Raw genomic sequence first — 26656 nt, forward strand, 5'->3', positions numbered from 1 at the left:
CTATTACTAGAATGTGAGGGATAACTTTGTCACTATTAAATCTTAGTAAACATTTATTGAAAGAATGTGATGATTGTATCGTCCGTTTTGAAACTTATCGTAAAGAAGATAAAGATCCTGATTTTTTTCAAGATGTAAAACCACATGCATATCAAATAGATGAGCTTTTGCAAGAATGGGAACAACTAGTCCGAAAATGGATTCAAGAAAAGAGACCTAAGTATGTCCATCCTAGTCAGGTTGACTCTTTACTTGAGTCCATGAAGCAATTTATTGTGCAATCGTACTATAAAGGTACGAGTAAAAAAAGGTTTCTAAAGTCAATTCATTCATCAAAATATACATTGGAAACAATTATTCAAGCTATCAAGGAAGTGGGGGATGAACATGCATAAACGAAAGAGCGTTCAACAATTACTAGATGATTGGAAGTTAGATGGAAATAGAAATTCACGCATAGTGCATGTTCATACAACTGAAGAGAAACAAGCAAAATATGCACCATTTCCCGATCAAATGCATCCTTCTTTACAAAAAGCATTAGTCAGTCGTGGAGTAAATCAATTGTATATTCATCAAAGACAAGCTTTTGATACTGCGATGTCTGGTAAGTCATATACTACAATCACTCCTACTGCCTCAGGAAAATCACTTTGCTATCACCTACCAGTTCTTCAGTCGATATTAGACGATCCAACCTCGCGAGCCATTTACTTGTTTCCGACAAAAGCATTAGCCCAGGACCAAAAAAGCGATTTAAACGCACTAATTCAAGAGAGTGAAGAGGAAATTTTAAGTTATACATATGATGGAGACACAGAACCTGGTATAAGACAGAAAATTAGAAAGTCAGGTCATATAGTATTAACAAATCCTGATATGCTTCATTCTGGAATTCTCCCACATCACACTAAATGGGTATCTCTTTTCGAGAACTTAAAATTTATAGTTATAGATGAAATCCATACATATAAGGGTGTTTTCGGTAGTCATGTTGCACATGTTATACGAAGGTTAAAGAGAATTTGTGCGTTTTATGGAAGTCATCCGCAGTTTATTTGTACATCTGCTACGATTAAAAATCCAAAAGAGCTTGCGGAATCTTTAACAAATGCTTCGCATACATTAATCGATGAAAATGGTGCCCCTGCAGGTAAGAAACATTTTGTGTTTTACAATCCACCAATTATTCATCCAGTATTTAATGTGAGAAGAAGTGCAATATTAGAAGTTAGAGATTTAGCACAGGAATTATATGTGAATGGGATTCAAACAATTGTTTTTGCAAAAAGTAGAGTTCGAGTCGAAATGCTCGTAACTTATTTACAAGGGCTAGTTAGCAAAAAAATAAATGACCAAACAATTCGCGGTTATAGAGGAGGTTATTTACCTTCTGAAAGAAGAACAATTGAAAAAGGCTTAAGAGACGGATTAATTAGAACTGTAGTAAGCACTAATGCATTAGAGTTAGGGGTAGATATTGGTCAATTACAAGCATGTATAATGACAGGATACCCTGGCAATATCGCAAGTGCATGGCAACAGGCAGGAAGAGCAGGAAGAAGGCAGGATGAGGCTCTAATTATATACGTTGCTCAATCCACTGCACTTGATCAATACGTGGTGAACCATCCTTCTTACTTTTTAGGTCAATCTCCAGAAGAAGTACGTATTCATCCTGATAACATGATAATTTTAATGGATCATTTGAAATGTGCAGCATTTGAGTTGCCATTTTCAACGATGGATTCATACGGCGAATTTTCAATTCAAGAGTTACTTGAATTTTTGGAGGAGGAAGGCGTTTTATTAAAAACAGCTGAGAAATGGCATTGGATGTCTGAAAGTTTTCCAGCGAGCAATGTAAGTTTACGTTCTGCTTCTCAAGAAAATGTTATTATTATTGACCAATCTATACCAACAAAAACGAGAGTGATTGGTGAAATGGATCAATATAGTGCGATGACTTTACTGCATGAGGAAGCGATATATTTACATCAAGGAACTCAATTTCAAGTAGAAATACTGGACTGGGAAGAGAAAAAAGCATTTGTCAGAGAGGTAGACGTTGATTATTTCACAGATGCTAACATTGCGGTAGAGTTAAAAGTATTGAGTGAGGATAAGGAAAAAGAAGCCAATGTTGGAACACTGTTATTTGGCGACATCATTGTATTAGCGCAACCAACTATCTTTAAAAAAATTAAGTTTGATACTCACGACAACATTGGATCCGGTAAGATTCACTTACCTCCAATAGAATTGCATACTTCCTCTACATGGTTTAGCTTTGAAAAACCAGATGATTGGACGGATACTCTACTATCAGATGCAATGACTGGAGCAGCTTATGCGCTTCATGCATTTATTCCATTATTCATTCATTGTGATTCTAAAGATATTCATGTCGTACCACAAGTGAAATCAACTAATATGGAAAAACCAACTTTTTATATTTATGATAGTTATCCAGGTGGTATCGGATTATCAGAAAGGATGTTTGATTTATGGAATGAATTAGTTCCTAAAGTAACAGAGCAAGTAGCAAGCTGTTCTTGTAGTAATGGTTGTCCTGCTTGTATCGGAGCCCAAGATGCTGAATTGAATTTGAAAAAAGAAGTATTAAGACTATTCCATTTTTTGCAGGTAAAAGAAAATGTCCTATGAAAAAAAGTTATTACAAATGAAAGGGCTCGTAAAAAAGAATTCGAGCGAACAAATTAAAAAGGAAGTTTCTACTTATCAGCTTCCTTTTTATACAGAGAAATGGATTCAGCACGGACTTAAACTAATTCAGAACGAACATGGTTTTTTATTTGTAAAAGAATCTTTCTACTCAAATGAGCATATACATGGAAACATTGCATTGAGTAAATTAAATCAAGCGATCAAATTTATGCAGAATAACTATCCAGAACATCCATTAACACTTTCTTCAAATAATAGCTTTTCCTTTTATGATACAGAAACAACTGGTTTGAAGGGGACAGGAGTACTTATATTTCTTAATGGAATATTAACGAAAACGAATGATGGTTTTTTATTGAAACAATTTGTACTTGCAGATCCAAGTCAAGAAACCGCATTTTTATATGCTTCGGATTTCTGGAAAGACACACAAACAATTATTACTTATAACGGAAAAAGCTTTGATTTGCCACAACTAATTACAAGATGGACAATGAATAGAAATTTTCTTCCAAAATTAAAACAGCATGATCATATTGACTTGATGCATACTTCCAAACGAATATGGAAAGGTGATTTAGAAAGATTTAAACTAAAGCAAATCGAAGAACAAAAGTTAGGTTTTAATAGAAACGGAGATATTCCAGGTCATCTTGCTCCCATTATTTATTTTGACGCGGTAAAGACAGGTAGTCCAGTTAATTTGATGAAAGTTTTAAAACATAATGAATGGGATATTTTATCTTTGGTAACGCTATATATAATTACAGTGGATTTAATGACCAAAAAAGATGAGGTAGCTGAATCTTCTGTGACGTATACAAATATCGGAAAATGGTTTCAGGATTTGAAAACAAACGAAGTTAGCTTTGACTGGTTTAAATTTGTCGTGGATCATTTCCCAAAAGAGGAAGCTTGCATTGCCTATATGTTCTTAGGCTTACATTTGAAACGCAAAAAGCTTTTTATCGAGAGTATCCAAGCTTTTGAGGAATCTTTAAAGGAAATAAGCGGGAAATATCGTTTAAAAGTTTATATAGAATTAGCTAAATTGTATGAGCATCAACAAAGAGATTTTGAGTCAGCGCTAAAAATGACCTTAAAAAGCGCGGCATATATGGATTCTTTAAGCGATAGTATTTCCACACAAACAAAGTTACGTATCGAAAAAGAACTAGTTAAAAGAAGAGAAAGAATAAGCCGGAAAATAATTATTTCCCGGGCAAGCGCACAACATAACAAAAAGCGCGTACAAATGCCTTAAATTACTCCATTATTCGACATCATTATGCTATAATACGTTTAGCGAAATGTAGATGGAAGGAAGATGTACTATGGAATTGAAGTTTAAACCATCAGATATATTAGAAAAAGAATTTAAAACAGGCTTAAGAGGGTACAACCAAGAGGAAGTTGACGTATTCTTAGATGATATTATTCAAGATTACGAGGCTTTTGAAAAGAAAATTTCCCAACTTCAATTAGAAAATAAGCAATTAAGAGAAGAATTGGCAGAGGCTCCGAAAAGAACTCAGCAAGCACCACCACCACCACCTACTGGTGCAACGAATTTTGATATTTTGAAACGACTTTCACATTTAGAGAAACATGTATTTGGAAGTAAATTATACGAATAATTATATTAATTTCAATGCGTTGAAATGTCGACAAGTTTCGTGTATACTATGAATACCACTTATATATTCGGGCAATCGCTGCAATGCTAGACATTGTAGAGGAAAGTCCATGCTCACACAATTCTGAGATGAATGTAGTGTTCGTGCTTAGTGAAAAAATAAACTAAGGCAGCTATTTTTAGCTGACGGCGGGATGAAGGCCTAAGTCCTTTTTAGGATATGGCTGACAATCTCTGAAAGTGCCACAGTGACGTAGCTGTATAGGAAACTATACAGGTGGAACGAGGTAAACCCCACGAGTGAGAAACCCAAATTATGGTAGGGGCATCTTCTTGAAGGAAATGAACGGATAGAAGAACAGAAGTTATTCTGTAGATAGATGATTGCCATCTACACAGTACGAGGTAAAGCACCGTTTGAGTACCGTAGAGACAAAACATGGCTTATTGAGTGTATGAGTGGCTAAATAATAATATAAACAAGCTCTCCATTCGAGGAGAGCTTTTCTTATCTTACATAACCTTTTTCATAAAATTATGGAGTAAAAATTTTTGATTATTACTTTGTAGCGTAAACAAAGGCAGGTATTTGATTGTGAAGAAAAAACAACAACCTGAACAATTTTATTTATACCCAAATAAATTAGTAGAGGAAGTATTTCATTCTACAACTGAAGGTATAATGATTACCGATGGACAAATGCACATTTCTCTTGTAAATGCTGCTTTTGAATTGGTTACAGGGTATTCGATGGATGATGTTCGAGGTAAAAATCCTCGTATTTTACAATCTGGTATGCAAGATGCTTCGTTCTATAAAAATATGTGGAATGAACTTAATACGAAAGGTGTTTGGCGGGGGGAAATCTGGAATAAAAGAAAAAGTGGTGAAATTTATCCAGAACTATTATCAATTGCAAGTATAGTGAATAGCGCTGGAGAGGTTACCAATTATTTTGGAGTTTTTTCAGATATATCTCGTAAAAAAGTAATAGAAAGAGAGTTAGAAGAGTTGACCCTTACGGATCAATTAACGAATTTAGCTAATAGATCGACGTTTAAAGAATCATTAAATGAATTAATTAGTTTTCCTCAATCACCTAAACATAAACATGCATTACTTTTTATTGATTTAGATCGTTTTAAACATATCAATGAGACAGTAGGAAATGATGTTGGAGATTTAATATTAACAGAAGTTGCCAATCGTATTAAATTAATCGTAAAAGAGAAAAATATATTTGCTCGATATGGTGGAGATGAGTTTTTACTGACTTTAAATGATATTCACCATCAAAAAGAAGCAGCTTATCAGGCTAAAGAAATTATTAAATCTTTAAACAAACCCTTTTATATCGATGGAAACGAAATATATATCACTTCAAGTATAGGAATTAGTATTTTTCCGCAAGATGGTATAGATGCAGAAAAACTTATTCATAAAGCGGATAAAGCAATGTATTTTGCTAAACAGAATGGACGAAATCAATATGCTTTCTATTTCGAGGAGTTAAAAAAAGATTCTAAACGGTTACTTCTTTTAGAAGCAGAACTTAGAAAAGCCATTCAAACAAAAGAATTCCATATTTATTATCAACCTAAAATATCAGTTGGTAACCAAGAAATTATAGGTGTTGAAGCACTTGTTAGATGGGAAAATGATAAGTTAGGCAACGTTTCACCAGGAGAATTTATTCCTTTCGCAGAGGATACTGGTTTAATTATTCCATTAAGTGAATTGATACTGGAAAAAGTATGCCTAGATATAATGGATTGGAGAAGTAAAGGGATTCTCCACTTGCCAATTTCAATTAATATTGCATCATTACATTTCCAACAAGATGATTTTATGGAAAGAATAAATGCAATTCTTGTGCAATATAATTGTAGTCCAAGCCAATTAGAATTAGAGTTGACAGAACGGACGGTTATGAAAGACGCGAAAGATATAGTCAACAAATTAATCAAACTAAAAAATATGGGCTTCAAAATTTCTATTGATGACTTTGGAACAGGTTATTCTTCTTTAAGTTATCTAAATCGTTTTCCACTAAATTTTTTGAAGATAGACAGTAGTTTTGTTCAACAAATTACCTCTTTAAAAGATAAACAAGCCATCGTAGATTGTATTATAATGATGGCCCACCGTTTACATATAAAAGTAGTAGCTGAAGGTGTAGAAACGAAAGATCAAGTTAAGCTTTTAAAGGAAATGGATTGTGATATCATCCAAGGATATTATTATAGCAGGCCAATTCCAAGCTCAGAGCTTTTGGATTTCATCGAATTATGGGAAATTCATAAGCAAGAAAGGAATGTATAATGACAAAATTTAAATTAGTAGCAACATCCGCAATGGGGTTAGAATCGATTGTAGCAGATGAAGTAAAGGCACTAGGTTATGAAACAACTACTGAAAATGGAAAAATTTATTTCGAAGGTGATGAAAGAGCAATCGCCAAAGCAAATATTTGGTTGCGTGTTGCAGATCGTGTGAAAATTGTAGTCGCACAATTTCCAGCTAAAACATTTGACGAGCTTTTTGAAAAAACAAAAGCAATTCAATGGGAAAAGTTTTTAACAGTAGATGCTGCATTTCCTGTACAAGGAAAATCAGTTAAGTCTACTCTCTTTAGTGTTCCAGACTGTCAAGCTATTGTAAAAAAAGCAATTGTAGAGCGTCTTAAGCTAGCGTATAAGCGCATAGGATTTCTAGATGAATCAGGAGCAACATATAAAATTGAAATTAGTATTTTAAAAGATATAGCAACGATCACAATTGATACTAGTGGTGTTGGTCTGCATAAACGCGGTTATCGTCAAGAACAAGGAGAAGCTCCATTAAAAGAAACTCTTGCTGCTGCACTAGTGAAAATTTCTAAATGGAATCCAGATCGCCCATTTGTTGATCCGTTTTGTGGTTCTGGAACAATTCCGATTGAAGCTGCTATGATTGGACAAAATATAGCTCCAGGCTTTAATCGTGATTTCCATAGTGAATCGTGGTCGTGGATTTCTAAAACTATATGGGATGATGTACGAAATGAAGCGGAAGATCTTGCGAGATATGATCAAGAGCTTCAAATTATAGGTTCTGATATCGATCATAAAATGATTCAAGTAGCGGAACAGAATTCTTTTGAGTCTGGTTTTGGAGACATTATAACATTTAAACAAATGCAAGCTAGTGACTTTTCCACTACGGTTACAGACGGCGTTATGATTGGTAACCCTCCGTACGGGGAGAGAATTGGAGAAGTTGAAGTAATTGAGAAAGCAATTAGCGATTTAGGATATTTAATGGAAAAGTATCCTACCTGGTCTGTTTATATGCTTTCATCCATGGAAAACTTTGAACAATTGTATGGTAAACGTGCAACAAAAAAACGTAAATTATTTAACGGATTTATTCGAACAGATTATTACCAATTTTGGGGTAAACGTTCTTAAGTAGAGGATTATTTGTGTAGATTAAAAATTAGTTTGACGGAAGGGAGGAACTCCTTTCCGTTCTTATTTTATTTTGGAGGAGTTCATATATGAAAAAAGCTTTACCATTTCAATTATCCAAGGACCGCTCTTTCTTCGAATCATTAGGTGATTGGATGGGAGATGTATTATACGATGAATTACCAGAAAAAGGTTTTGAGTGCCGTGATGAACAAATATTTATGGCTTATCAAATTGAAAAAGCTCTAAAAGAAAAAAATGTGCTATTTGCCGAGGCGGGAGTAGGTACAGGGAAGACTATTGCTTATTTGTTACCTGCAATTTCTTATGCAAGATATACGGGAAAACCTGCTTTAATCGCATGTGCAGATGAAACGTTAATTGAACAATTAGTTAAAGAAGCAGGCGATATTTTTAAACTGCAAAATTATTTAGATATTAAGATTGATGTACGTCTAGCAAAATCAAGAAATCAATATCTTTGTTTAAAACGATTAGAGGATGCTCAAAAAGATTTAGATAATGATTATTTCATAGAGGAAATAGAGGATCTAATTCCGGATTTTGTTTATGGTCATTCCTCTCTTCAGAAAATATTTCCCTATGGAGAAAGAAGCCAATTTTCTGGGGTAAGTGATGAAGATTGGCAAAAAGTAAATTTTCATCCGACTCAGCAGTGTATGGTTTGTGATTTGCGTAATCGTTGTGGTCAAACTATTCATCGTCAAAATTATAGAGAATCGGCAGATTTGCTTATATGTTCTCATGAATTTTTAATGGAACATATTTGGACAAAAGAATCGAGAGTTCGTGAGGGACAGCTTCCTTTATTGCCAGAAGTATCAATGATTGTATTGGATGAGGGACATCTATTAGAATTTGCTGCACAAAAAGCGCTTACGTATGAAATACAGAGTGAGACATTAGTTCGTTTATTAGAAAGAATCATGGTAGATGGAATTAGAGAGAAAACATTATATTTAATGGAGCAACTACAAGAAACTCATGATGAGATTTTTGGTTTAATTCGAAAAAATAGCATCGCCAGAGATTCAGACCGAATGACGATCAATAAATCAGATTTACTTATTCAAACATGCAAGAAAGCTATTAGTTTAACGGATGATCTACTCGAAGAATTCGTCTTTGAGTCAGAGTTATTTACAATCCCTGAATACGAGCTGCGTATGGTGGAAGAATTTTTAGAGCAGTATGTTTATTCTTTACGTTTGTTCACGGAAAAAGGGGATGGAGTAGAGTGGCTTGAAATTATTGATGGCCATGAAACGTTGATTATTATGCCGCGTTTAGTAACAGATATTTTAAATGAAAAACTGTTTACTTCTAAAATGCCAATCGTATTTTCTTCCGCCACACTTTCTATTGAAAAAGATTTTACGTATATAGCGGATTCACTAGGTGTTGAAAAATACCAATCGTTCTCAGTAGCTTCCCCATTTGACTATGATGAAGTGATGAAAATCAATGTAACAAAACTACAACAAGAAGACAAAGCTAAACATGTGGCTAAATTATTGGAAGATAAGCAACAAACATTAATTTTATTTAAATCAAAAGCAGCAATGGACCAATTTCGAAATTCTATCCCTTTAACTAAAGATATTGTTTTTGAAGGGGAGAGAGAGCTTTCCACAATAGTGAAGGAGTTTCAAGAAGGTAACTTCTCAACATTATGCTCTTACCACTTATGGGAAGGTCTTGATTTACCTGAAAAAGCTTTAACAAGAGTTATTATTGTAGATTTGCCGTTCCCACCAGCAGATCCTTTGTTTGACGCAAAACGTAATTTTTCAAACGAACCATTTGAAGAAGTTGATTTACCATTTATGCTACTAAGATTGCAACAAGGCATCGGAAGACTTATTAGAACATCTAACGATTACGGAGAAATTCATATTCTACTTAACCCAGAAGAAGCAAATTTACAAAGTCGATTTGTTAAAATCTTGCCAACATCTATTCATCAATAATAGTCATATGGTACGATAATGTGGAGTTGGAAAAAAGGGGGAATTTATTTTGACGTTAGAACAACAATTTTTAGACTATGTAAAAAAGATTGGTGCGTACAATGAAGCATTAGGTGTATTATATTGGGACATGCGCACAGGGGCACCGAAAAAAGGAATAGACCAGCGTTCTGAAGTTGTAGGTGTACTTGCAACAGATGTATTTAATCTTTCCACATCAGACGAGTTGAAGAAATTATTAGATGAACTAGAACCTACAATTTCTTCAGCAAATATTGTAACGAAGCGTGTGTTTGAAGAAGTGAAAAAAGAATATGATTTGAGTAAAAAAATACCTGCAGATGAATATAAAAAATTTGTTATACTTCAATCTAAATCCGAATCTGTTTGGGAAGAAGCAAAGTCCAAAAACGATTGGGCGATGTTCATGCCATATTTGACAGAAATGGTGGACACTTTAAAGAGATTTGTGACTTATTGGGGAGTAAAAGACAATAATCCATATAATGTATTGTTGGATCAATACGAGCCTGGAATGACTACGGAAATACTAGATAAAGTATTTGGAGATTTAAGAAATCGTATTGTGCCTTTATTAAAGAAAATTTCAGAATCTCCAAATCAACCGAAAACAGATTTCTTATATATGCATTTCGATAAAAAGCAGCAGGAGTCATTTAGTTTAGATGTATTAAAACAACTTGGTTATGATTTTGAAGCGGGGAGACTAGATGAAACAGTTCATCCATTTGCAACCGGATTAAATCGTGGAGATGTCCGAATTACAACGAAATACGATGAATCAGATTTCCGTTCTGCTGTATTTGGTACTATTCATGAGTGTGGTCATGCCATTTATGAGCAAAATGTTGGGGAAGAATTAACGGGGACACCTCTAGCAGGTGGTGCATCCATGGGAATTCATGAATCACAGTCTCTATTTTATGAAAACTTTGTTGGCAGAAACCCGAAGTTTTGGGAACAAAACTATGAAAAGTTACAAAGCTATTCTCCAGAGCAATTCGGAAATGTATCGATGGAGGAATTTTTGCGTGCAATAAATGAAGTCAAGCCCTCCCTTATTCGTATTGAAGCAGATGAACTAACGTATGCACTTCATATAATGATTCGTTACGAAATCGAGAAAGGTCTATTTAATGGAGATTTAAAGGTTGAAGAACTTCCTGAAATCTGGAACGCGAAATATGATGAATATTTAGGAGTACGACCTTCTACTAATGCAGAAGGAATACTGCAAGACGTTCATTGGGCGGGAGCAAGCTTCGGATATTTCCCTTCCTATGCTTTAGGTTATATGTATGCTTCACAGTTTAAGGCGGCTATGTTAAAGGATATCCCGAATTTTGACGAACTATTTGAACAAGGGGATTTATCTCCTATCAAATCTTGGCTCACCCAAAATGTCCATCAGTACGGTGCACTTAAAAAACCGTTGGAAATACTAAAAGATGCAACAGGTGAAGGGCTTAATGGTAATTACTTGGCAGATTATTTAGAAGAGAAATATACTAAAATTTATCAATTATAAAATACTGCTACTTTTTACAAGATTGTAGACAAACTTAAAAACGAGTTGTCTATAGTTTTTTCATCCGCTTCAGTAAAATACATTTAACTTTCTAGGTATCCAATTGTCACTCTGACAGTTTTGGATACTTTTTTTATTGTTCAGTCATAATAAAAGCAACTTAAGTAAATAGTCATGTTACAAAAATCATACTTTTTCATTAGAAGGAATTTTCAGAAAACATATTGTTTTATAAAATTCCTTATGTTAAACTAATTTTGTAAATGGAACGGTATTCCGAATAATGGAATGATGTTTATTTTTTGAATTTAATGTAAGCGTATTCAGAAGAGAATTTGAAAGGGGTAATGGTAATGGTTTATTGGAAGAACGAGAGGGATGTTGAGATTTATTCACCACCTGGACATGAAGGAACATACAACCGTCGTCTAGTAGGACCGGCTGAGGGTATTGAGAATTTGGAGGTCATTATTGGAGAGATGGAACCAGGCGGGTTAGCAGATCCACATTTCCATAAGGATATGGAGCAAATCATGTACATATTGGAAGGTAAGATGCATATTGTCATCAATGAAAAGGAGGGAGTCCTGTCTAAAGGAGATGTAATTTGGATTCCTAAAATGGCGATGCATGAAGTGAAAAATATAGGAGAAAGTCTTTTGCGTTTTGTCCTCATGTATTCCCCTCAAAAAGTGAAGGGATGAAATAATAACTGAAGGGAATGGGTGCAATGAAAGAAATGAAAAAAGTAGTAGCTTTGCTAAGTCTTTCTATTTTAATACTCGTCTCAGGATGTGGAAATACAGTTCAGGGCAATGAAAGAGACGGGGTTATTAAGCTGAAGATAGCGGATTCACTTCCTACTACAAATTATCTTTCGTCAGAAGGTACTTTGTTCTTCATGAATCGTGTAGAGGAATTAACAGACGGTAAAGTAGAATTCGAACATTATCCTGCCGAACAGATTGGAAAAGCGAGCAGTTATCTTGATTTGACATTGTCTAAAACAGTGGACATCGGATATACATCCTATTCTACTGAGCGTCTACCCTTGACAGAAGTTGCAACTCTGCCAGGTGCTTATAGTTCGTCCCAAGAGGGTTCCGAAATCTTTTGGAAGCTAATGAAAGACTATTTAACGGAAGAAGAGTATTTGAAACATGATGTACGTCCAATCTTTGCAGTTGCTTTACCTCAATATCAGTACGTGACAGCAGAAAAGCCAATTAAAAGTATTGAAGATATCAAAGGTACAAAGGCACGTGTAACAGGGACAATGGAGTTCGGTTTTGACGAACTTGGCGCTTCCCCGATTTTCATGCCAGCTACGGAAGCTTATACAGCAATGGAGCGAGGTACTGTCGATGGGGTCACATTTCCATTCACAAGTTTTGCCGCCTATCAAATTGAGGCAATTGCTAAGTACACAACTAAAGGTGCCAATCTAGGTAGTTTTGCTGTAGTTTATTCCATTAATGATGAAGTCTATCAATCTTTACCTCAAGGAGTGAAGGAAGCGATATCCCAAGCGGGGGACGAAACTGTCGCACACTTATCGAAATTCCTGGATGAGAAAAACGAGGAATTGGCAGAACAATATGCCGAAGAAATGGAAGTATACGAGTTAAGTGAAGCAGAATCCGCCCAGTGGGATAAGGTTCTTGAACCTTCATGGGACCGTTGGGCACAAGATTTGGAAAGCCGTGGTTTCAATGCTAAAGAAACAATCAAAAAGTATCGTGAAATACAAGCTAGTTTAAATAAATAAAAGGCGTTCTTGTAACGAGAGCGCTGTCCCTATGGAGGTGGAAGTATGGACTTCATTGAAAAATGGTTTGACAAGTTAGAATTTCTTTCATTGAGGTTTTCACAAGTAGCTGTTGTGATCATGATGTTATTAACGACCGCAGATGCAATAAGCCGATATTTTTTAAAGCAATCTATTATAGGAGCTTATGAAACGATTGAATTGTATTTGATGGTGGCACTTGTGTTTTTAAGCATGAGCTTTGTACAGAAAATAGACGGACATATCCGCCTTGACATTCTATTCGATCGATTTCCGAAACGAGTGCAGGATGTTCTGAATATCATCTATTACGTGTTCGCGGCAGTGATGTTTTTTTTCATCGGTTTGAAAGGGTTCAATATGACACTAGAAGCATTGCAATTTAATTATGTTGCGGCTGGCCTTATCAATTTACCTTTATGGCTATCTTATATATGGATTCCGATTGGTTCATTCTTATTGGTTATTAGGTTGATATTACTGGCTTTACTTCTCGCTATAGGAAAAGGTAAATACAGTGAAACAGATCCTTCTGATGGGAGTGAAATGCTATGAGTGTTGCAATACCGCTTATTTTACTTTTACTATTTTTAGCCTTCGGAATGCCTATTGCTTTTGCTTTAGGAATTGCAGGATCTATTGGATTACTTATGAACAGCGGATGGGATTCATTTTTAGGAATTATGCAGACAGCACCTTATGACAGTGTTAAAAGTTTCATAATGACCTCGATTCCAATGTTCATTCTCATGGCTTCATTAATGACAGTCAGTGGAATTATGAAGGATCTCTTTCAGGCTGCATACAAATGGCTTGGAAAATTGCCAGGAGGACTTGGAATTGCGACTGTGTTTGCAGGGGCGATGATGGCATCAGTTTCAGGTTCGAGTCAGGCTTCTGCCGCAGCCATGTCGAAAGCAGCTGCACCAGAAATGAAAAAATACAACTACGATACAGCTTTTACAATGGGCGTTGTTAGTATGGCCGGAACCTTGGCAGTCATGATTCCACCAAGCATTATCTTAATCCTTTATGGAATTTTAACTGAAACAGGTGTTGGGTCCCTGCTCATTGCTGGAATTATACCTGGGGTTCTTACAGCTCTAGGTTATATTATTGTCATTTTCGTTTGGGTAAAATTTAAGCCCGAAATTGCACCAAAAATTGAAATCAATCCTACCATAAAAGAGAAGTTTGTTGCACTAAAGAATATATGGCCGATGCTTATCATTATCCTTGCTGTTATTGGAGGAATTTATAGCGGACTAGTAACAGCTACGGAAGCAGGAGCGATGGGTGCTTTTATTACATTAGTCGTTGTATTTATCATGGGAAGAATGAATCTTAACAAATTTGGAGAAGCACTTACTGATACTATCAAATCTACTACGATGATAATGACGATTATCATTGGGGCACATATTTTCAGTTACTTCTTAACATTGACTCAGTCTACCCAGCGAATTGTTGGAATAGTTGAAGGGTTGGATACATCTAAATATTGGATATTGGCAATTATTATCATCATCTATCTAATTTTAGGATTCTTTATGGACCAAATAGCAATTCTTATTTTGACACTTCCATTAACATTCCCAATCATCACATCGCTTGGTTTCGATCCAGTATGGTTTGGAATTATTGTGACGAAAACTGTAGAAATAGGATTGGTAACACCTCCAGTCGGTATGAACGTCTTTGTTGCAACAGGAGCTGCAGGAGTTAAGACTGCGGAAGGATTTAAAGGGGTAACTTGGTTTGTCATCATGGATCTGTTTATACTAGTATTGTTAATTTTAATGCCATTCATTACATTATGGCTTCCCGAATTAATGATTAAATAAAGCAAAATTAGGAAGGAAATTAATATGAATTCAAATGTCATCTCTAAAACTTTTTCTATACTTAGAGCATTTACTGATATACAAAACGAGTGGGGAGTGAATGAACTCTCCAGATATCTTAAGATGCCTGTAAGTAGTACCCATCGAATGATTTCCATGTTAAAGGACGAGCATATTTTGGAGTATTCGGAGTTAACTAATAAATATAGAGTCGGATCTGACTTCATCAGAATGGCATCAATCGTTTCTACTAATGTAGATGTGAAACGAGTAGTTCGTCCACAACTGGAAAGTCTGGCATCAGAATTACGGCACTCCGTATATTTTGGACTTTATTATCCGCAACATACAAAGCTTTCGTTTGTTGATAGTGTTAAAAGTTCATTTGCACTCCAGTATGTCTTAGAAATCGGTGTTTTACAGCCGGTCCACATTGCAGCCAGTGGTAAAACGATACTAGCATATCTTTCAGATTCTGAAATTGAAGATGTATTTGATAAAGAAGGAGAATCACAAGATAAAAGAAATGAAATTAAAGAGGAACTTAAAAAAATTAAAAGCCAAGGGTATGCAATTACAGCTAATGAGCGGAAAGAAGGAGCTCTCAGTATTGGAGCACCAATTTTTGATGCTGGTAGTAAGGTAATAGGCAGCATAATTTGTGTAATCCCTATAGGTGATTATCAAAAAGAGCTCGAAGGTTCGTATATAGAAAAAATAAAAGAGGCTGCTCTTAATATTTCCTATAAATTAGGTTATCGGAAAGTGTAAAGGAGGGAGGATTCTATTGAATAACTATCGAACGTTTCTTTTTGTACCAGGGATTAAGCAAAAGTGGTTTGATAAAATTCCTACCTTTGGAGCGGATGGTGTCATTCTCGATTTGGAAGATAGTGTTCCATTGCATTTGAAAGGTGAGGCACGGGGCTATGTAGCTGAAGCGATTCCTCATCTATGCTCTAAAGGTATAAATGTATTTGTCCGAATCAATAAAGAGGAAGAATTCGATTTGGAGGATTTAAGGGCTGTCGTAGTGAAGGGTATTAAAGGTCTTGTTTTGCCAAAATTGTATGGTCCTGATGACATTGAATCGATTTCGAAAGTTCTGGAAAATTTGGAGCACGATCAAGGAATCCCTAGAGGGACGGTAAAACTCCTACCTATCCTTGAAACAGCAAAATCGATGCAGATGGCGTATGAAATTGCTATTTGTGAACGCGTTATAGGAATAGCGGGTTTAAGTGCCAAAAATGGGGATGTAGCTCGTGCACTCGGATATAAATGGACGAATGAAGGCTTGGAGACTTTATATATGCGTTCTAAAGTTGTGATGGCTGCACGTGCTGCAGGAATCCTACCAATTGGTGGTCTTTGGCAAGATGTTCATAATCTAGATGGGTTAAAGAGAAGTGCAGCGTTCAATCGACAGTTGGGGTTTGCTGGCGAGCTGATTCTACATCCTTCTAATGTCTCGATTGTAAATGAAATTTACTCTCCTTCAGAGGATGAAATCATCTACTATCGTGGTTTGGTGGATGCATTTGAGTTAGCAGAAAGCAATGGCGAAACGGCCATCATGTACCAGGGCGAGCATATTGATTATGCCCATGTGAAAACAGCAAGGGAAATATTGGATATCTATCAACAACTACATCAGACAAGCAAGTAAGGGGGAGAAACCATGTCAGGCGGAAAATATTATGAGGAATTAATGATTGGTGATGTCTATAAACACCTGCCTGGACGTACAGTTACAGAAACGGATAACTTGTTGTTTACAACTTTGACCCATAATACGCAATCACTACATTTAGATGAGGAGTATTCAAAAGGGACAATTCATGGAGGACGAATCGTTAATAGCCTTTTCACCTTATCTTTTGTCGTAGGAGTAGGAGTTGCAGAATTAACAGAAGGGACAACGCTAGGTAATTTAGGTTTTGAAGAGACTACGTTTCCTGCACCTGTTCGAATCGGGGATACACTCCGCGCTGAGACGGAGATTGTTGGTAAACGTGAGTCAAAATCACGTGCTGGCACTGGAATCGTCTGGTTTGAACAAAGAGGCTATAACCAGCATGGGGAGTTGGTGGTAAAGACAAAGCGAGCGGGTCTTATGTTAAAAAAACCAAGTACGAGTAAATAATTAATCATTTTATTTAAAAGTTTAGGAGGAGAACAGATGAGTGGACCGTTGGAAGGTATTCGTGTACTTGATCTTACTTCAGTTGTAATGGGTCCATATTGCACACTCATGTTAGCAGATATGGGGGCTGATGTCATTAAAATTGAAAGCCCATCAGGGGATACGACACGGTATCTCGGACCATCGAAAAACCGTGGAATGGGAAGTCTCTTTCTCCATTTAAACCGCAATAAGCGGAGCGTTACTCTTGATCTAAAGAGTAAAGATGGGTTGGAAACGATGATGGCCCTTGTAAAAGATGCAGATGTTCTCGTTCATACGATGAGACCTAAAACGATGGAAAGACTCGGCCTTTCCTATGAACACCTCAGGAAAGTAAATAGTCAACTAATTTACTGTGGGATGTATGGGTTTAGTAAAGAAGGGCCGTATGGTGACAAGCCTGCTTACGATGACATTATTCAGGCTGCATCAGGAATTGTGTCTGCCCAAGGGAAGGTTTCAGGATCTCCCCAATACTTGGCAACTGTTTTGGCTGACAAGACTGCCGGGCTTGTCGGTCTCAGTTCGATTTTGGCTGCATTGCTCTATCGCCAGCAAAAAGGGGTCGGTCAGGAAATTGAAGTGCCAATGTTTGAGACGATGGTTTCATACAATATGATTGAGCATATGTATGGGGAGACATTTATTCCAGCAAAAGGCTCAACCTATTATTCACGTGTTACTTCTCCTTACCGAAAGCCATATAAGACGAAGGATGGTTACATAGGTGTAATGATCTACAATGATAAACAATGGAAATCTTTCTTTGAAGTGTCGGGTCACCAAGAGTTGGCAGCAGACGAAAGATTTGTTGATATGGAGGTTAGGACACAAAATATAGATTATGTTTACAGTATGATTGAGGAAATAATAGCTGAGAAAACGACTGAAACATGGCTCTACTTATTAGTGAATGCTGATATTCCTTGCACAAATATCAATACACCAGATGACCTATTTAAGGATACTCATTTGAATGACATTAATTTCTTTAGAACTGTCCATCATCCGACGGAAGGAGAAATAAGAGATATGAAGTTCCCAGTAACATTCTCGGAAACTCCTGTCGAATTAAGCCGCTATGCACCGAACTTGGGAGAACATAATGAAGAGTTATTAAAGGGACTTCAGTTGCGGGATAAAGACGGGAAATAAATAAGAAGAGTCGGCTATCATCATTAGTGCCGACTCTATTACATATGGGGGAGTATTTTATGGCTGATTTACTATTTCTTGTGAAAAATCATATCGCTACGATTACTTTGAATCGACCGCTCCAGATGAATGCCTTTAGCAAAGAAATGATTGATTTATGGATTAAGGCGTTGGAGGAGATAAGGGATAATCCAGAAATTCATATCGGAGTAGTTACTGGTAATGGACGTGCCTTCTGTGCAGGTGGTGATGTGAAGTCAATGATAAATCAGAAAGGATTTTTAGCCAAGAAAGAATTAGATGAGACTGATTTTAGAAGTACACCATTGGATGTGAAAAATAGCCTTTGGAAGAACATCCAACGAATTCCACTCTTAATGGAAGAGATAGATAAACCGATGATTGCGGCAATCAATGGTCATGCAATGGGGGCTGGGCTTGACATGGCTTTGATGTGCGATATAAGAATCGCCTCTGACCAGGCAAAATTAGGTGAAACCTATATAAACGCCGGAATCGTCCCAGGTGATGGCGGAGGATATTATTTGCCAAGAATTATCGGAATGGACATGGCATTGGAAATGCTTTGGACAGGCAAAGTTTTAAGTGCCGAAGAAGGACTAAAGTTAAAAATGTTGAGTCACGTTGTCCCTCATGATGAATTGTATGGATTTATTCAAAACTACTGTGAAGGGATACTAAAGAAACCTCAAGAAGTAATCCAAATGACAAAACGAATTGTGAAAGAATCACAGACTATGTCTCTGAAGCAATCATTGGATTATGTTTCATCCCAGATGGCCATAAGTGTGTTTCATCAGGGTCATGAAGATGCCCTAATTGAACTTAGAAATAAATTTATGAAAGAAAAATAGATTATGCAATCACTAACAAATCTAGAATGGGCCATTTACAAAAATAGGCGAGGAGGGAAGTGTGTTATTCACTTCCTCCTCGCTCAATTATCTGTAAATTTTGTAAATTACTTTATTCACGATACCGATTACCAGAATTTATATCCTTTTGATCCAGGTGGTGCATTTTGAATCATATCGATTAGGGGAACTGTATAAGCAAATAAAATTAAAGCAATACAAATGGTTAACCAAATTTTCCAATTCTCCAGTACCATAGGTGTTTTCTCAGCATGTTCAGAAACTTCACCGATAGGGAATTCAGTTTCTCCTTTTGGAGCAAACCATATTAAGTTTATAACAATATAAAGGACTAATATGATCCCTATGAATAGAATGGTGCCACCAACTGCTTGTGCAATTTGATAGGGAATCCATTCTGCCGCTTGTTCAGAACCTCCATAAGTAGAGAAGTCCGAACGACGAGGTGCTCCAAATAAACCGACAATATGCATTGCACCTGACATGATACTCATTCCAAATGCCCAAACAATACCTTGAATAATAGCAAGTCTGTTCATTTGCTTTGTTAATACTCTCCCTGTTAGATGTGGGAGGAGCCAGTATGCTGCACCGAAGAAAGTTAACACAACAGTTGTAGCTACTGTCAAATGGAAGTGGCCAGTTACCCAGATTGTATTATGAACTACTTGGTTCATCTGGTGAGAGGCATTAATTATTCCACCAGCACCAGCAGGGATAAATGCAGCCATTCCGATAAAAGGAACTAAGAAACGAGCATCTCCCCATGGTAATTTTTTTAACCATCCAAATATACCTTTTCCACCTAATGCACGCCCACGTAACTCAAAAGTTGCAAACATAGAAAATGCAGTTAATAGAGAAGGGATAACAACCATTAATGTTAATACAACTTGCAGGAACTTCCAGAAAGAACTGATTCCTGGCTCAGTTAACTGATGGTGGAATCCTACTGGAATAGAGAAAAGTAAAAATAACATGAATGACAATCTAGCGAGTGCATCAGAGAAAATTTTTCCTCCAATAATTTTAGGGATAATAACATACCAAACCATATATGCTGGCAATAACCAGAAATATACTAATGGGTGACCGAAATACCAGAATAATGTACGGGAAAGCAGAACATCCACTTTATCTACCCAACCCAATGACCATGGGATTAGTTGGAAAACAACTTCCACCGCTACACCAAGTGAACAAATAATCCACATTGCCAAATTCACTACAACCATAAAAGTTAATAATGGACTAGGTTGACCAGGATTAGCCTTTCTCCATTCGATGTATTTCATTATCTGGCCTGCTCCACCAATCCATGATCCCACAACTACTAAAGCCATTCCTACGTAGAAAATCCAGTGAGCTTGTAGTGGAGCATAGAAAGTATACAGTACAGATGCTTCATTTAACAAAACCATAACGGAAGCAGCAGTTGTACCGATTGTCATTGTCCAGAAACCGATCCATCCAAACAATCTTTGTTTATTAGTTAATGTACCAGCAGTACGGCTAACGGCAGCAATTTGAAAACCAAAAATAAAATAGGTTGTTAAAATTAGTCCTAGTAAAACACCATGAACCGTTAAAACTTGATAATAGCCGATTCCCCATGGGAGTGTAAATGTACCAGAGCGCACTAATGTTTGTAAAAGACCACAAAGCCCACCAATCGCTAATGCGATGAAAGCAACATATATATGGGCGAGTGCTAGTTTTCCGTCTCTTTTATCTACTTTTACTAAGTCTTTCGCTTTTTCTGTAATAGTTGTCATATTACTCAACCACCTTTAGCATGGATGTCATGGACGAATGTCCAACACCACAATATTCATTACATAAGATTAGATACTCTCCTGCTTTATCAACGGTAGTTACATATTCAGAAACATATCCTGGTTCAAGCATCATATTAATGTTTGTGCCAGCTACTTGGAACCCATGAACTACATCCTTGGTTGTTGCTATAAATTTCACTTTAGACCCTAAGGGAACTTCAATCTCAGGTGGATTATAAAAAAATGCAGAAGCTACAAATACAACTTCATAGTCCCAATCTTTTCCTTCCAACTTATGCACTCCTGGGTTATTAAATGGTGCTATCTCGTCCACACGTTCCGGATCAATATAAATTTTTGAGCTTGGTGGATGTGATCCAAAGTGGAATGCACTAATACCAACAATGACTAAAAATAAGACCAATGAGCTAACTCCAAATGTTATCCACCATTTTTCGTACTTATGAATATGCATCGCTTTAAACCTCCAAATTATTAAAATCTATCAATAAACAAGTAAAATGCCATAAACCATGTAATTAATATGAATACCCCAAGAAATCCAACCGAATATAATGTTCCTTTCAAATCTGGTTCTTTTTCACGTTTTTTCGACATTTGTCTACACCTCCTACAAAAGTAGTTCTTGTATAGTTTTAATAATAAATAGTATTGAAGTGCAATGATGTGAGAAAAGTCACACAAGAAAGGGGATAATGTGAAATTAATGTGAAGAATAAAAGAGATATGGGTAGTTGGAGGAATAAAAAAAGAACTTTCATAAGTTGAAAGTCCTCTTAGGTCTCATTATTCATCGATCGTGAGTATAATCGTTAAATTACCAATGTCATTAATTACGACTGGTAGTCTAAAAGCATGCTGAAATCCAAATAATTTGGTCGTACCAACAATGACAGTAGGTGGCGTAATGTCTATTTCTAAGTTGTTGCCTGCAACAGTAGTACATAAATTACCTGCTATCATATTTCCTAATTCACCTGTAAATGATTCAAGCATTTCTCCTTCTAAAGCCATACCAAACATAGTTGCACCAATCGATGAAAAACAATTAGATGTCGAATCTATAATTATACGACCTTTTATATCCCCTATAATCCCAATTAGTACACCCATCTCTTTTTGATCATATGGTTGAACCATCAAAGATGGTGATTTAATATCCATAGGAAGAGGGATAACGGACTTTAACGATTGAATCGTGCCATTTAGTATAGTTTGTATGTGTTTAGACGCACTCATTTTATCCCTCCGAATAGTAAAGATGGCTTAATTTTAGCATAAAAGTATTACAAAAAGAATACTATATGTAGAAAATGTCGAAACATTGTGCTATTATTTAAATGAGAATGAATTTCAAATTCACTTGAGAGGACGATATGTATGTTAGCGTTATTAATTGGATCAACTATTTTACTTTATAGTGGGGTCACAGCTTATGTGTTACGTGCAACTTCCCCCCAAGTTAAATAAAATAACTTTCTAAAGTTGGCTTGATTTGTTCAATAGAAGTGGAACAGATGAAGCCAGCTTTTTTTACTTATGAAGCGGAAATAAAACACATACTCCTGCGCGAGCTCGTCTCGGGAAAAACGAAGATCTTTTTGCTCCTGCGCAACGCTCGTCGCAGAACTTCAAAAGATTTTGCTCCTGCGCAAAGCTCGTCGCAGAAAAACAAAAGATATTGCTCCTGCGCAAGCTCGTCGCAGAACTTCAAAAGATTTTGCTCCTGCCCAAAGCTCGTCGCAGAAATTCAAGATCTTTTGTTCTGGGCGCAGCTCGTCGCAGAAAAACAAGATCTTTTGCTCCTGCGCGGAGCTCGTCGCAGAAAAACAAAGGATTTTGCTCCTGCGCGGAGCTCGTCGCAGAAAATCAAGATCTTTTGCTCCTGCGCAAAGCTCGTCGCAGAAATTCAAGATCTTTTGCTCCTGCGCGCAGCTCGTCACAGAAAAACAAAGGATTTTGCTCCTGCGCAAAGCTCGTTGCAGAAAAACAAAGGAACGCTTTTGCGTTCCTTTGTTTTTTGCTATGATATACATAATTGTCGAATTATAAAGGAGATTTTTTTTTCAAATGGAGAATTTAGAAAATATACAACTATTAAAAGAGAAAAATGCTTTGCTTGCTACTCTTTTTCAACGAAATTTAGATGAGGAACGTTTTGCAAAGGCTAAATTGTTTGCAGATAAACTGGAAAATGGCACATTCACTATTGCGTTTGCAGGACATTTTTCTGCTGGAAAATCTAGCATGATTAATGCTCTAGTAGATGAGCAGTTACTTCCAACAAGTCCAATACCTACTTCGGCAAATATTGTTACTGTAAAAAAGACAAATAATAATTTTGCCCTCGTTCATTTTGTTGATAGAGCACCTGTAAGATTCTCAGGTGAATATGATATTCAACTTGTAAAAAAATACTCAAAAGACGGAAGTAAAGTATCTCAAATTGAAATTGGTCATTCAACCTCCAGTTTACCAGAAGGTATTACTGTTATGGATACTCCAGGAGTGGATTCAACGGATGATGCACATAGGATATCAACTGAGTCAGCTCTTCATCTGGCAGATATCGTTTTTTATGTAATGGACTATAACCATGTCCAATCTGAGCTAAATTTTCAATTTACAAAGCAATTGCTTCACTATAACGAAAATGTTTATTTAATTGTTAACCAAGTGGATAAGCATCGAGAAGAAGAGCTTTCCTTTGACGCTTTTAAGCAATCCGTTGCAAATGCTTTCAAAGCATGGTCCGTTGAACCGAAGGATATATTTTTTACCTCTTTAAAAGATAAACAGTTTATACATAATGATTTTAAGAAGGTACAAGAAATTGTTCTAAATTCTATTAATAACAAAGAACAATATTTTATTACATCTGCACATGCGACATTAGAGAAACTAGCGGATGAGCATAAACAGTATTTAGAAAATGAAAAAGCAGCATGTCTAGAAACTTTTGATGGACAACTAACAGAAGAGGAATGGAATAATAAAGAAGATATTAAAGAGCAACTTGAAATAGCTCAAAAGCAATCTGCATTACAAGATATAAGTCTATGGAAAAAGATGTTTGAAGAACAACGAAAAGAAATCTTAGAAAACGCTGTAATTATGCCATATGAGGTGAGAGACTCACTCAAGACTTATGCTGAGAGCATGCAAGGTTCATTTAAAGTAGGTTTTATAGGAAGCAAAAAGAAAACAGAAGAAGAGCGATCCAAACGCCTTGAGGATGCAAGAATTCTACTTGAGAAGGTTGTACTAACGAATATTACCGTACATCTGAAACAGCTTATGAAAAGTATGCTAAAGGATGTTTCTTTGTTAAGCAATGAAAGAGCCAATGAAATTGATGGGTTGGATTTCGAAATATCCTCATTGTTTATTGCAGATTCCTTACATGAAGGTGCTGGTATAACCGGAGATTCTATTCTTCATTATGCAAACAGGGTTCAAGAAACAGTCAACCGATTTTTTGTACGTGAGACAGATATTTGGAAAGAAAAAATGATCATCGCAATGAATGAAAATCCAGTGGAAGACACAGAAAAAGCAGATCAAAAAACTGAAGTTCTCAATGAAAAAATACTAGCTATCCAATCATTGGAAGAAATTGACGAAAGAATACATGGTTTTGAACAGGAAACAAAGACTCCGGCTTTAGCTATAAGGAAAGAACGGGATCAATTATTAATAGCATGGGATGAGGAACGAAATAGTTTTCAAAAATCTATTGCCGAATATGATCCAAGCTTGGAAGAACAGGTACAAGAATTAGAAACAATAGCTCCCATAGAACAAGAAGAAGAAAATAGTATACTATCTCCCGAGCAAGTCTTAAAGCGAGCAAACAGAATTGGTGAGGTATTAAAAGAGTTACCAGCTTTTAAAGAGGAAGCTGAGATTATTAAACGAAAAGCTAAAAGAGTTGAAAATCAACAATTTACAATTGCATTATTTGGTGCTTTTAGTGCAGGGAAATCTAGTTTTTCTAATGCGTTAATGGGTGCTAATGTATTGCCAGTTTCACCAAACCCAACAACTGCTGCAATAAATAAAATACGCCCAATATCAGAAAAACATCCACATAATACTGCTGATGTTACATTTAAAACAAAAGAGCAATTATTAGAAGATGTATCGTTTGCTTATAAACAATTAGGAATAACTATTATGTCTTTAGATGAAGCATTCGATCAAGCAAGTGGGGCAATAAATCAAACAGTCTCAGAAGAGGTTCATAAATCTTTTATTTCCGCTTTTCATAAAGGGTATCCAACATTTCAAAGTCAACTTGGAAATGTGTTACGGGTGAATGGCGAAGAATTTGAAAGTTATGTGGCGGAAGAAGCTAAAAGCTGTTTTGTAGATTTCATTGATTTTTATTACGATTGTGAATTGACTAGACTTGGAGTTACATTAGTTGATACTCCGGGAGCAGATTCTATCAATGCAAGACATACAGGGGTTGCATTTGACTATATACGGAATGCGGATGCAGTATTGTTTGTGACTTATTTTAACCATGCATTTGCTAAGGCTGACAGAGAGTTTTTAATACAACTAGGTCGAGTAAAAGATGCCTTTGAATTGGATAAAATGTTCTTTATCGTTAATGCCATTGACCTTGCAGAAACAGAGGAAGAAGCAAACCTTGTGAAACAATATGTGCAAAATGAGCTTCAACGATTTGGCATTCGTTTCCCAAGAGTATATGGTATTTCAAGCTTACAAGCACTTAAAGAAAAAGTAGGACATTTACCTGTACACGAAGGAATGGTGCAATTTGAAGAAGCCTTCCATCGTTTCTTGGAAAAAGATTTAAAGCAAATTGCGGTTTCATCACTAGATGAAGAGGCGTCTCGCCAACAAAATAAATTATTAACATTAATAGAGCAAACAGAAAAGAACTTAGCTAGAAAAGATGAAAGGTTAAAAGAATTACGTGAGCAAGAACAAAAAATTCGCAAACGTTACTCAAATTCCATGTCTTCTGTAATAGCGAAGGAAGCTAAGCAAGAACTAGAAACTTTGTTGTACTATGTATTACAACGAGTATATTATCGTTTCAATGAATTCTTTAAAGAGGCATATAATCCTTCTTTGTTTAGTAATCAATCAGCAAATACAGCACTTGGAATTGCATTGAAAGAACTGTTAAGTATGCTTCGTTTTGACTTGGAGCAGGAAATGCGTGTAACAAACTTTCGAGTACTGCAGTTTATACAAAAACAAATTAAACAGTTAGAAAAAGAAGAAATACGTGTGCTAAAAGAATGGAATGAAAGTTTTACTTTTACACCTCATGAGAGTGAAGACCGTGATTTATTAGAATTTGTTGGTCCTTTTGAGGAAATTCAAAAATATGAAAACGTAAAATCTTATTTTAAAAACAATAAGTCTTTTTTCGAGAAAAACGATAAAGAGAAGCTTCGTGATTCCTTATCTGAGCAAACGAAAATCGAAGCGGAAAGCTACTTAAAGCTGGAGCATGATCGACTTACAAAATGGGCAGATCAATATGTAGATATCGAGACAGAGGCAGTTCGATTAAAGTGGTTAAACGAGTCAATTATTCAAATTGATGCCGAACGAAATCTTTTAGAGCAAGAAGAAACCCTTGCCAAATGGAAAGAGATTTATGCCAAAATTTAATTGAAGGGAGAGA

At 36.1% G+C, this 26656-nt stretch carries 23 protein-coding genes and 1 other RNA gene; 20 read left to right on the top strand and 4 right to left on the bottom strand.

Annotated elements, in window-relative coordinates:
* Positions 1-26: 26 nt before the first annotated feature.
* The 18 genes from AN959_RS07385 (at position 27) to AN959_RS07465 (ending at position 19165) form a co-directional block, all read left to right on the top strand.
* Entirely contained in the window at positions 27-395 is a 369-nt protein-coding gene (locus AN959_RS07385; RefSeq protein ID WP_056829524.1) for a YppE family protein, read from the top strand.
* Entirely contained in the window at positions 388-2667 is a 2280-nt protein-coding gene (locus tag AN959_RS07390) for a DEAD/DEAH box helicase (protein ID WP_056829526.1), read from the top strand. The genes AN959_RS07385 and AN959_RS07390 overlap by 8 nt, the downstream gene beginning before the upstream one ends.
* Positions 2657-3952: a ribonuclease H-like domain-containing protein gene (locus tag AN959_RS07395; RefSeq protein WP_056829528.1), complete on the top strand. Its 1296-nt coding sequence runs from the start codon at positions 2657-2659 to the stop codon at positions 3950-3952. Before AN959_RS07390 ends, AN959_RS07395 begins: the two co-directional genes overlap by 11 nt.
* Before the next feature lie 70 nt (positions 3953-4022).
* On the top strand, positions 4023-4325 hold the full coding sequence (gpsB, locus tag AN959_RS07400; protein WP_056829529.1) for a cell division regulator GpsB: 303 nt from the start codon (positions 4023-4025) through the stop codon (positions 4323-4325).
* Positions 4326-4388: 63 nt separating this feature from the next.
* An RNA gene (gene rnpB, locus AN959_RS20575) (RNase P RNA component class B) lies at positions 4389-4776 on the top strand.
* A gap of 143 nt (positions 4777-4919) precedes the next feature.
* Positions 4920-6647, top strand: a complete 1728-nt coding sequence (locus AN959_RS07405) for a bifunctional diguanylate cyclase/phosphodiesterase (protein ID WP_253278889.1) — start codon at positions 4920-4922, stop codon at positions 6645-6647.
* Positions 6647-7774, top strand: a complete 1128-nt coding sequence (locus AN959_RS07410) for a class I SAM-dependent RNA methyltransferase (protein ID WP_056829532.1) — start codon at positions 6647-6649, stop codon at positions 7772-7774. Before AN959_RS07405 ends, AN959_RS07410 begins: the two co-directional genes overlap by 1 nt.
* 89 nt (positions 7775-7863) lie before the next feature.
* A complete protein-coding gene (locus AN959_RS07415; protein WP_056829534.1) occupies positions 7864-9765 on the top strand; it encodes an ATP-dependent DNA helicase in 1902 nt (633 codons plus the stop codon).
* 49 nt (positions 9766-9814) lie between these two features.
* Positions 9815-11314, top strand: a complete 1500-nt coding sequence (locus AN959_RS07420; RefSeq protein ID WP_056829536.1) for a carboxypeptidase M32 — start codon at positions 9815-9817, stop codon at positions 11312-11314.
* Positions 11315-11667: 353 nt separating this feature from the next.
* Entirely contained in the window at positions 11668-12018 is a 351-nt protein-coding gene (locus AN959_RS07425; RefSeq protein ID WP_056829538.1) for a cupin domain-containing protein, read from the top strand.
* Between the two features lie 26 nt (positions 12019-12044).
* On the top strand, positions 12045-13082 hold the full coding sequence (dctP, locus tag AN959_RS07430; RefSeq protein ID WP_056829540.1) for a TRAP transporter substrate-binding protein DctP: 1038 nt from the start codon (positions 12045-12047) through the stop codon (positions 13080-13082).
* 45 nt (positions 13083-13127) lie between these two features.
* Positions 13128-13658, top strand: coding sequence for a TRAP transporter small permease (locus AN959_RS07435; protein ID WP_056829543.1), 531 nt, complete (start codon positions 13128-13130; stop codon positions 13656-13658).
* Positions 13655-14947 carry a TRAP transporter large permease gene (locus AN959_RS07440; RefSeq protein ID WP_056829544.1) on the top strand — a complete coding sequence of 431 codons (1293 nt, stop codon included), beginning with the start codon at positions 13655-13657 and terminating at the stop codon, positions 14945-14947. The genes AN959_RS07435 and AN959_RS07440 overlap by 4 nt, the downstream gene beginning before the upstream one ends.
* A 24-nt stretch (positions 14948-14971) precedes the next feature.
* Entirely contained in the window at positions 14972-15718 is a 747-nt protein-coding gene (locus AN959_RS07445; protein ID WP_056829547.1) for an IclR family transcriptional regulator, read from the top strand.
* Between the two features lie 16 nt (positions 15719-15734).
* Positions 15735-16616 carry a CoA ester lyase gene (locus tag AN959_RS07450; RefSeq protein WP_056829549.1) on the top strand — a complete coding sequence of 294 codons (882 nt, stop codon included), beginning with the start codon at positions 15735-15737 and terminating at the stop codon, positions 16614-16616.
* A 12-nt stretch (positions 16617-16628) separates the two neighbouring features.
* Positions 16629-17093: a MaoC family dehydratase gene (locus AN959_RS07455; RefSeq protein ID WP_056829551.1), complete on the top strand. Its 465-nt coding sequence runs from the start codon at positions 16629-16631 to the stop codon at positions 17091-17093.
* Positions 17094-17129: 36 nt separating this feature from the next.
* Entirely contained in the window at positions 17130-18290 is a 1161-nt protein-coding gene (locus AN959_RS07460) for a CaiB/BaiF CoA-transferase family protein (protein ID WP_056829553.1), read from the top strand.
* Between the two features lie 59 nt (positions 18291-18349).
* On the top strand, positions 18350-19165 hold the full coding sequence (locus AN959_RS07465; protein ID WP_056829555.1) for an enoyl-CoA hydratase/isomerase family protein: 816 nt from the start codon (positions 18350-18352) through the stop codon (positions 19163-19165).
* Between the two features lie 128 nt (positions 19166-19293).
* Here the strand turns inward: AN959_RS07465 and AN959_RS07470 are convergent, their stop codons facing one another.
* From AN959_RS07470 to AN959_RS07480, 4 genes are all read right to left on the bottom strand, one after another.
* On the bottom strand, positions 19294-20961 hold the full coding sequence (locus AN959_RS07470; RefSeq protein WP_056829557.1) for a b(o/a)3-type cytochrome-c oxidase subunit 1: 1668 nt from the start codon (positions 20959-20961) through the stop codon (positions 19294-19296).
* 1 nt (position 20962) lies between these two features.
* Positions 20963-21439 (bottom strand): cytochrome b5, encoded by a 477-nt coding sequence (locus AN959_RS07475; RefSeq protein ID WP_056829559.1) that lies wholly within the window; start codon positions 21437-21439, stop codon positions 20963-20965.
* A gap of 20 nt (positions 21440-21459) precedes the next feature.
* Positions 21460-21582, bottom strand: coding sequence for a cytochrome c oxidase subunit 2A (locus AN959_RS20580; protein WP_082460852.1), 123 nt, complete (start codon positions 21580-21582; stop codon positions 21460-21462).
* A 189-nt stretch (positions 21583-21771) separates the two neighbouring features.
* Positions 21772-22224: a chemotaxis protein CheX gene (locus AN959_RS07480; RefSeq protein ID WP_053589744.1), complete on the bottom strand. Its 453-nt coding sequence runs from the start codon at positions 22222-22224 to the stop codon at positions 21772-21774.
* Positions 22225-22502: 278 nt separating this feature from the next.
* On the opposite strand from AN959_RS07480, the gene AN959_RS07485 reads away from it, so the two are divergent.
* Together AN959_RS07485 and AN959_RS07490 are read left to right on the top strand one after the other, a co-directional pair.
* Positions 22503-23135, top strand: coding sequence for a hypothetical protein (locus AN959_RS07485; protein ID WP_056829561.1), 633 nt, complete (start codon positions 22503-22505; stop codon positions 23133-23135).
* Positions 23056-26643 (top strand): dynamin family protein, encoded by a 3588-nt coding sequence (locus AN959_RS07490; RefSeq protein WP_056829562.1) that lies wholly within the window; start codon positions 23056-23058, stop codon positions 26641-26643. Before AN959_RS07485 ends, AN959_RS07490 begins: the two co-directional genes overlap by 80 nt.
* Positions 26644-26656: the final 13 nt, after the last annotated feature.

The sequence above is a fragment of the Psychrobacillus sp. FJAT-21963 genome, assembly GCF_001420585.1.
Taxonomy (GTDB): domain Bacteria; phylum Bacillota; class Bacilli; order Bacillales_A; family Planococcaceae; genus Psychrobacillus.

Coding starts and splice junctions, on each gene's coding strand:
- AN959_RS07395 (WP_056829528.1), top strand. CDS start 2,657: ATGTCCTATGAAAAAAAGTTATTACAAATGAAAGGGCTCGTAAAAAAG.
- AN959_RS07455 (WP_056829551.1), top strand. CDS start 16,629: ATGTCAGGCGGAAAATATTATGAGGAATTAATGATTGGTGATGTCTAT.
- AN959_RS07490 (WP_056829562.1), top strand. CDS start 23,056: ATGGAGAATTTAGAAAATATACAACTATTAAAAGAGAAAAATGCTTTG.
- AN959_RS07415 (WP_056829534.1), top strand. CDS start 7,864: ATGAAAAAAGCTTTACCATTTCAATTATCCAAGGACCGCTCTTTCTTC.
- gpsB (WP_056829529.1), top strand. CDS start 4,023: ATGGAATTGAAGTTTAAACCATCAGATATATTAGAAAAAGAATTTAAA.
- AN959_RS07465 (WP_056829555.1), top strand. CDS start 18,350: ATGGCTGATTTACTATTTCTTGTGAAAAATCATATCGCTACGATTACT.
- AN959_RS07485 (WP_056829561.1), top strand. CDS start 22,503: ATGAAGCCAGCTTTTTTTACTTATGAAGCGGAAATAAAACACATACTC.
- AN959_RS07435 (WP_056829543.1), top strand. CDS start 13,128: ATGGACTTCATTGAAAAATGGTTTGACAAGTTAGAATTTCTTTCATTG.
- AN959_RS07440 (WP_056829544.1), top strand. CDS start 13,655: ATGAGTGTTGCAATACCGCTTATTTTACTTTTACTATTTTTAGCCTTC.
- AN959_RS20580 (WP_082460852.1), bottom strand. CDS start 21,582: ATGTCGAAAAAACGTGAAAAAGAACCAGATTTGAAAGGAACATTATAT.
- AN959_RS07390 (WP_056829526.1), top strand. CDS start 388: ATGCATAAACGAAAGAGCGTTCAACAATTACTAGATGATTGGAAGTTA.
- AN959_RS07475 (WP_056829559.1), bottom strand. CDS start 21,439: ATGCATATTCATAAGTACGAAAAATGGTGGATAACATTTGGAGTTAGC.
- AN959_RS07460 (WP_056829553.1), top strand. CDS start 17,130: ATGAGTGGACCGTTGGAAGGTATTCGTGTACTTGATCTTACTTCAGTT.
- AN959_RS07425 (WP_056829538.1), top strand. CDS start 11,668: ATGGTTTATTGGAAGAACGAGAGGGATGTTGAGATTTATTCACCACCT.
- AN959_RS07470 (WP_056829557.1), bottom strand. CDS start 20,961: ATGACAACTATTACAGAAAAAGCGAAAGACTTAGTAAAAGTAGATAAA.
- AN959_RS07445 (WP_056829547.1), top strand. CDS start 14,972: ATGAATTCAAATGTCATCTCTAAAACTTTTTCTATACTTAGAGCATTT.
- AN959_RS07410 (WP_056829532.1), top strand. CDS start 6,647: ATGACAAAATTTAAATTAGTAGCAACATCCGCAATGGGGTTAGAATCG.
- dctP (WP_056829540.1), top strand. CDS start 12,045: ATGAAAGAAATGAAAAAAGTAGTAGCTTTGCTAAGTCTTTCTATTTTA.
- AN959_RS07480 (WP_053589744.1), bottom strand. CDS start 22,224: ATGAGTGCGTCTAAACACATACAAACTATACTAAATGGCACGATTCAA.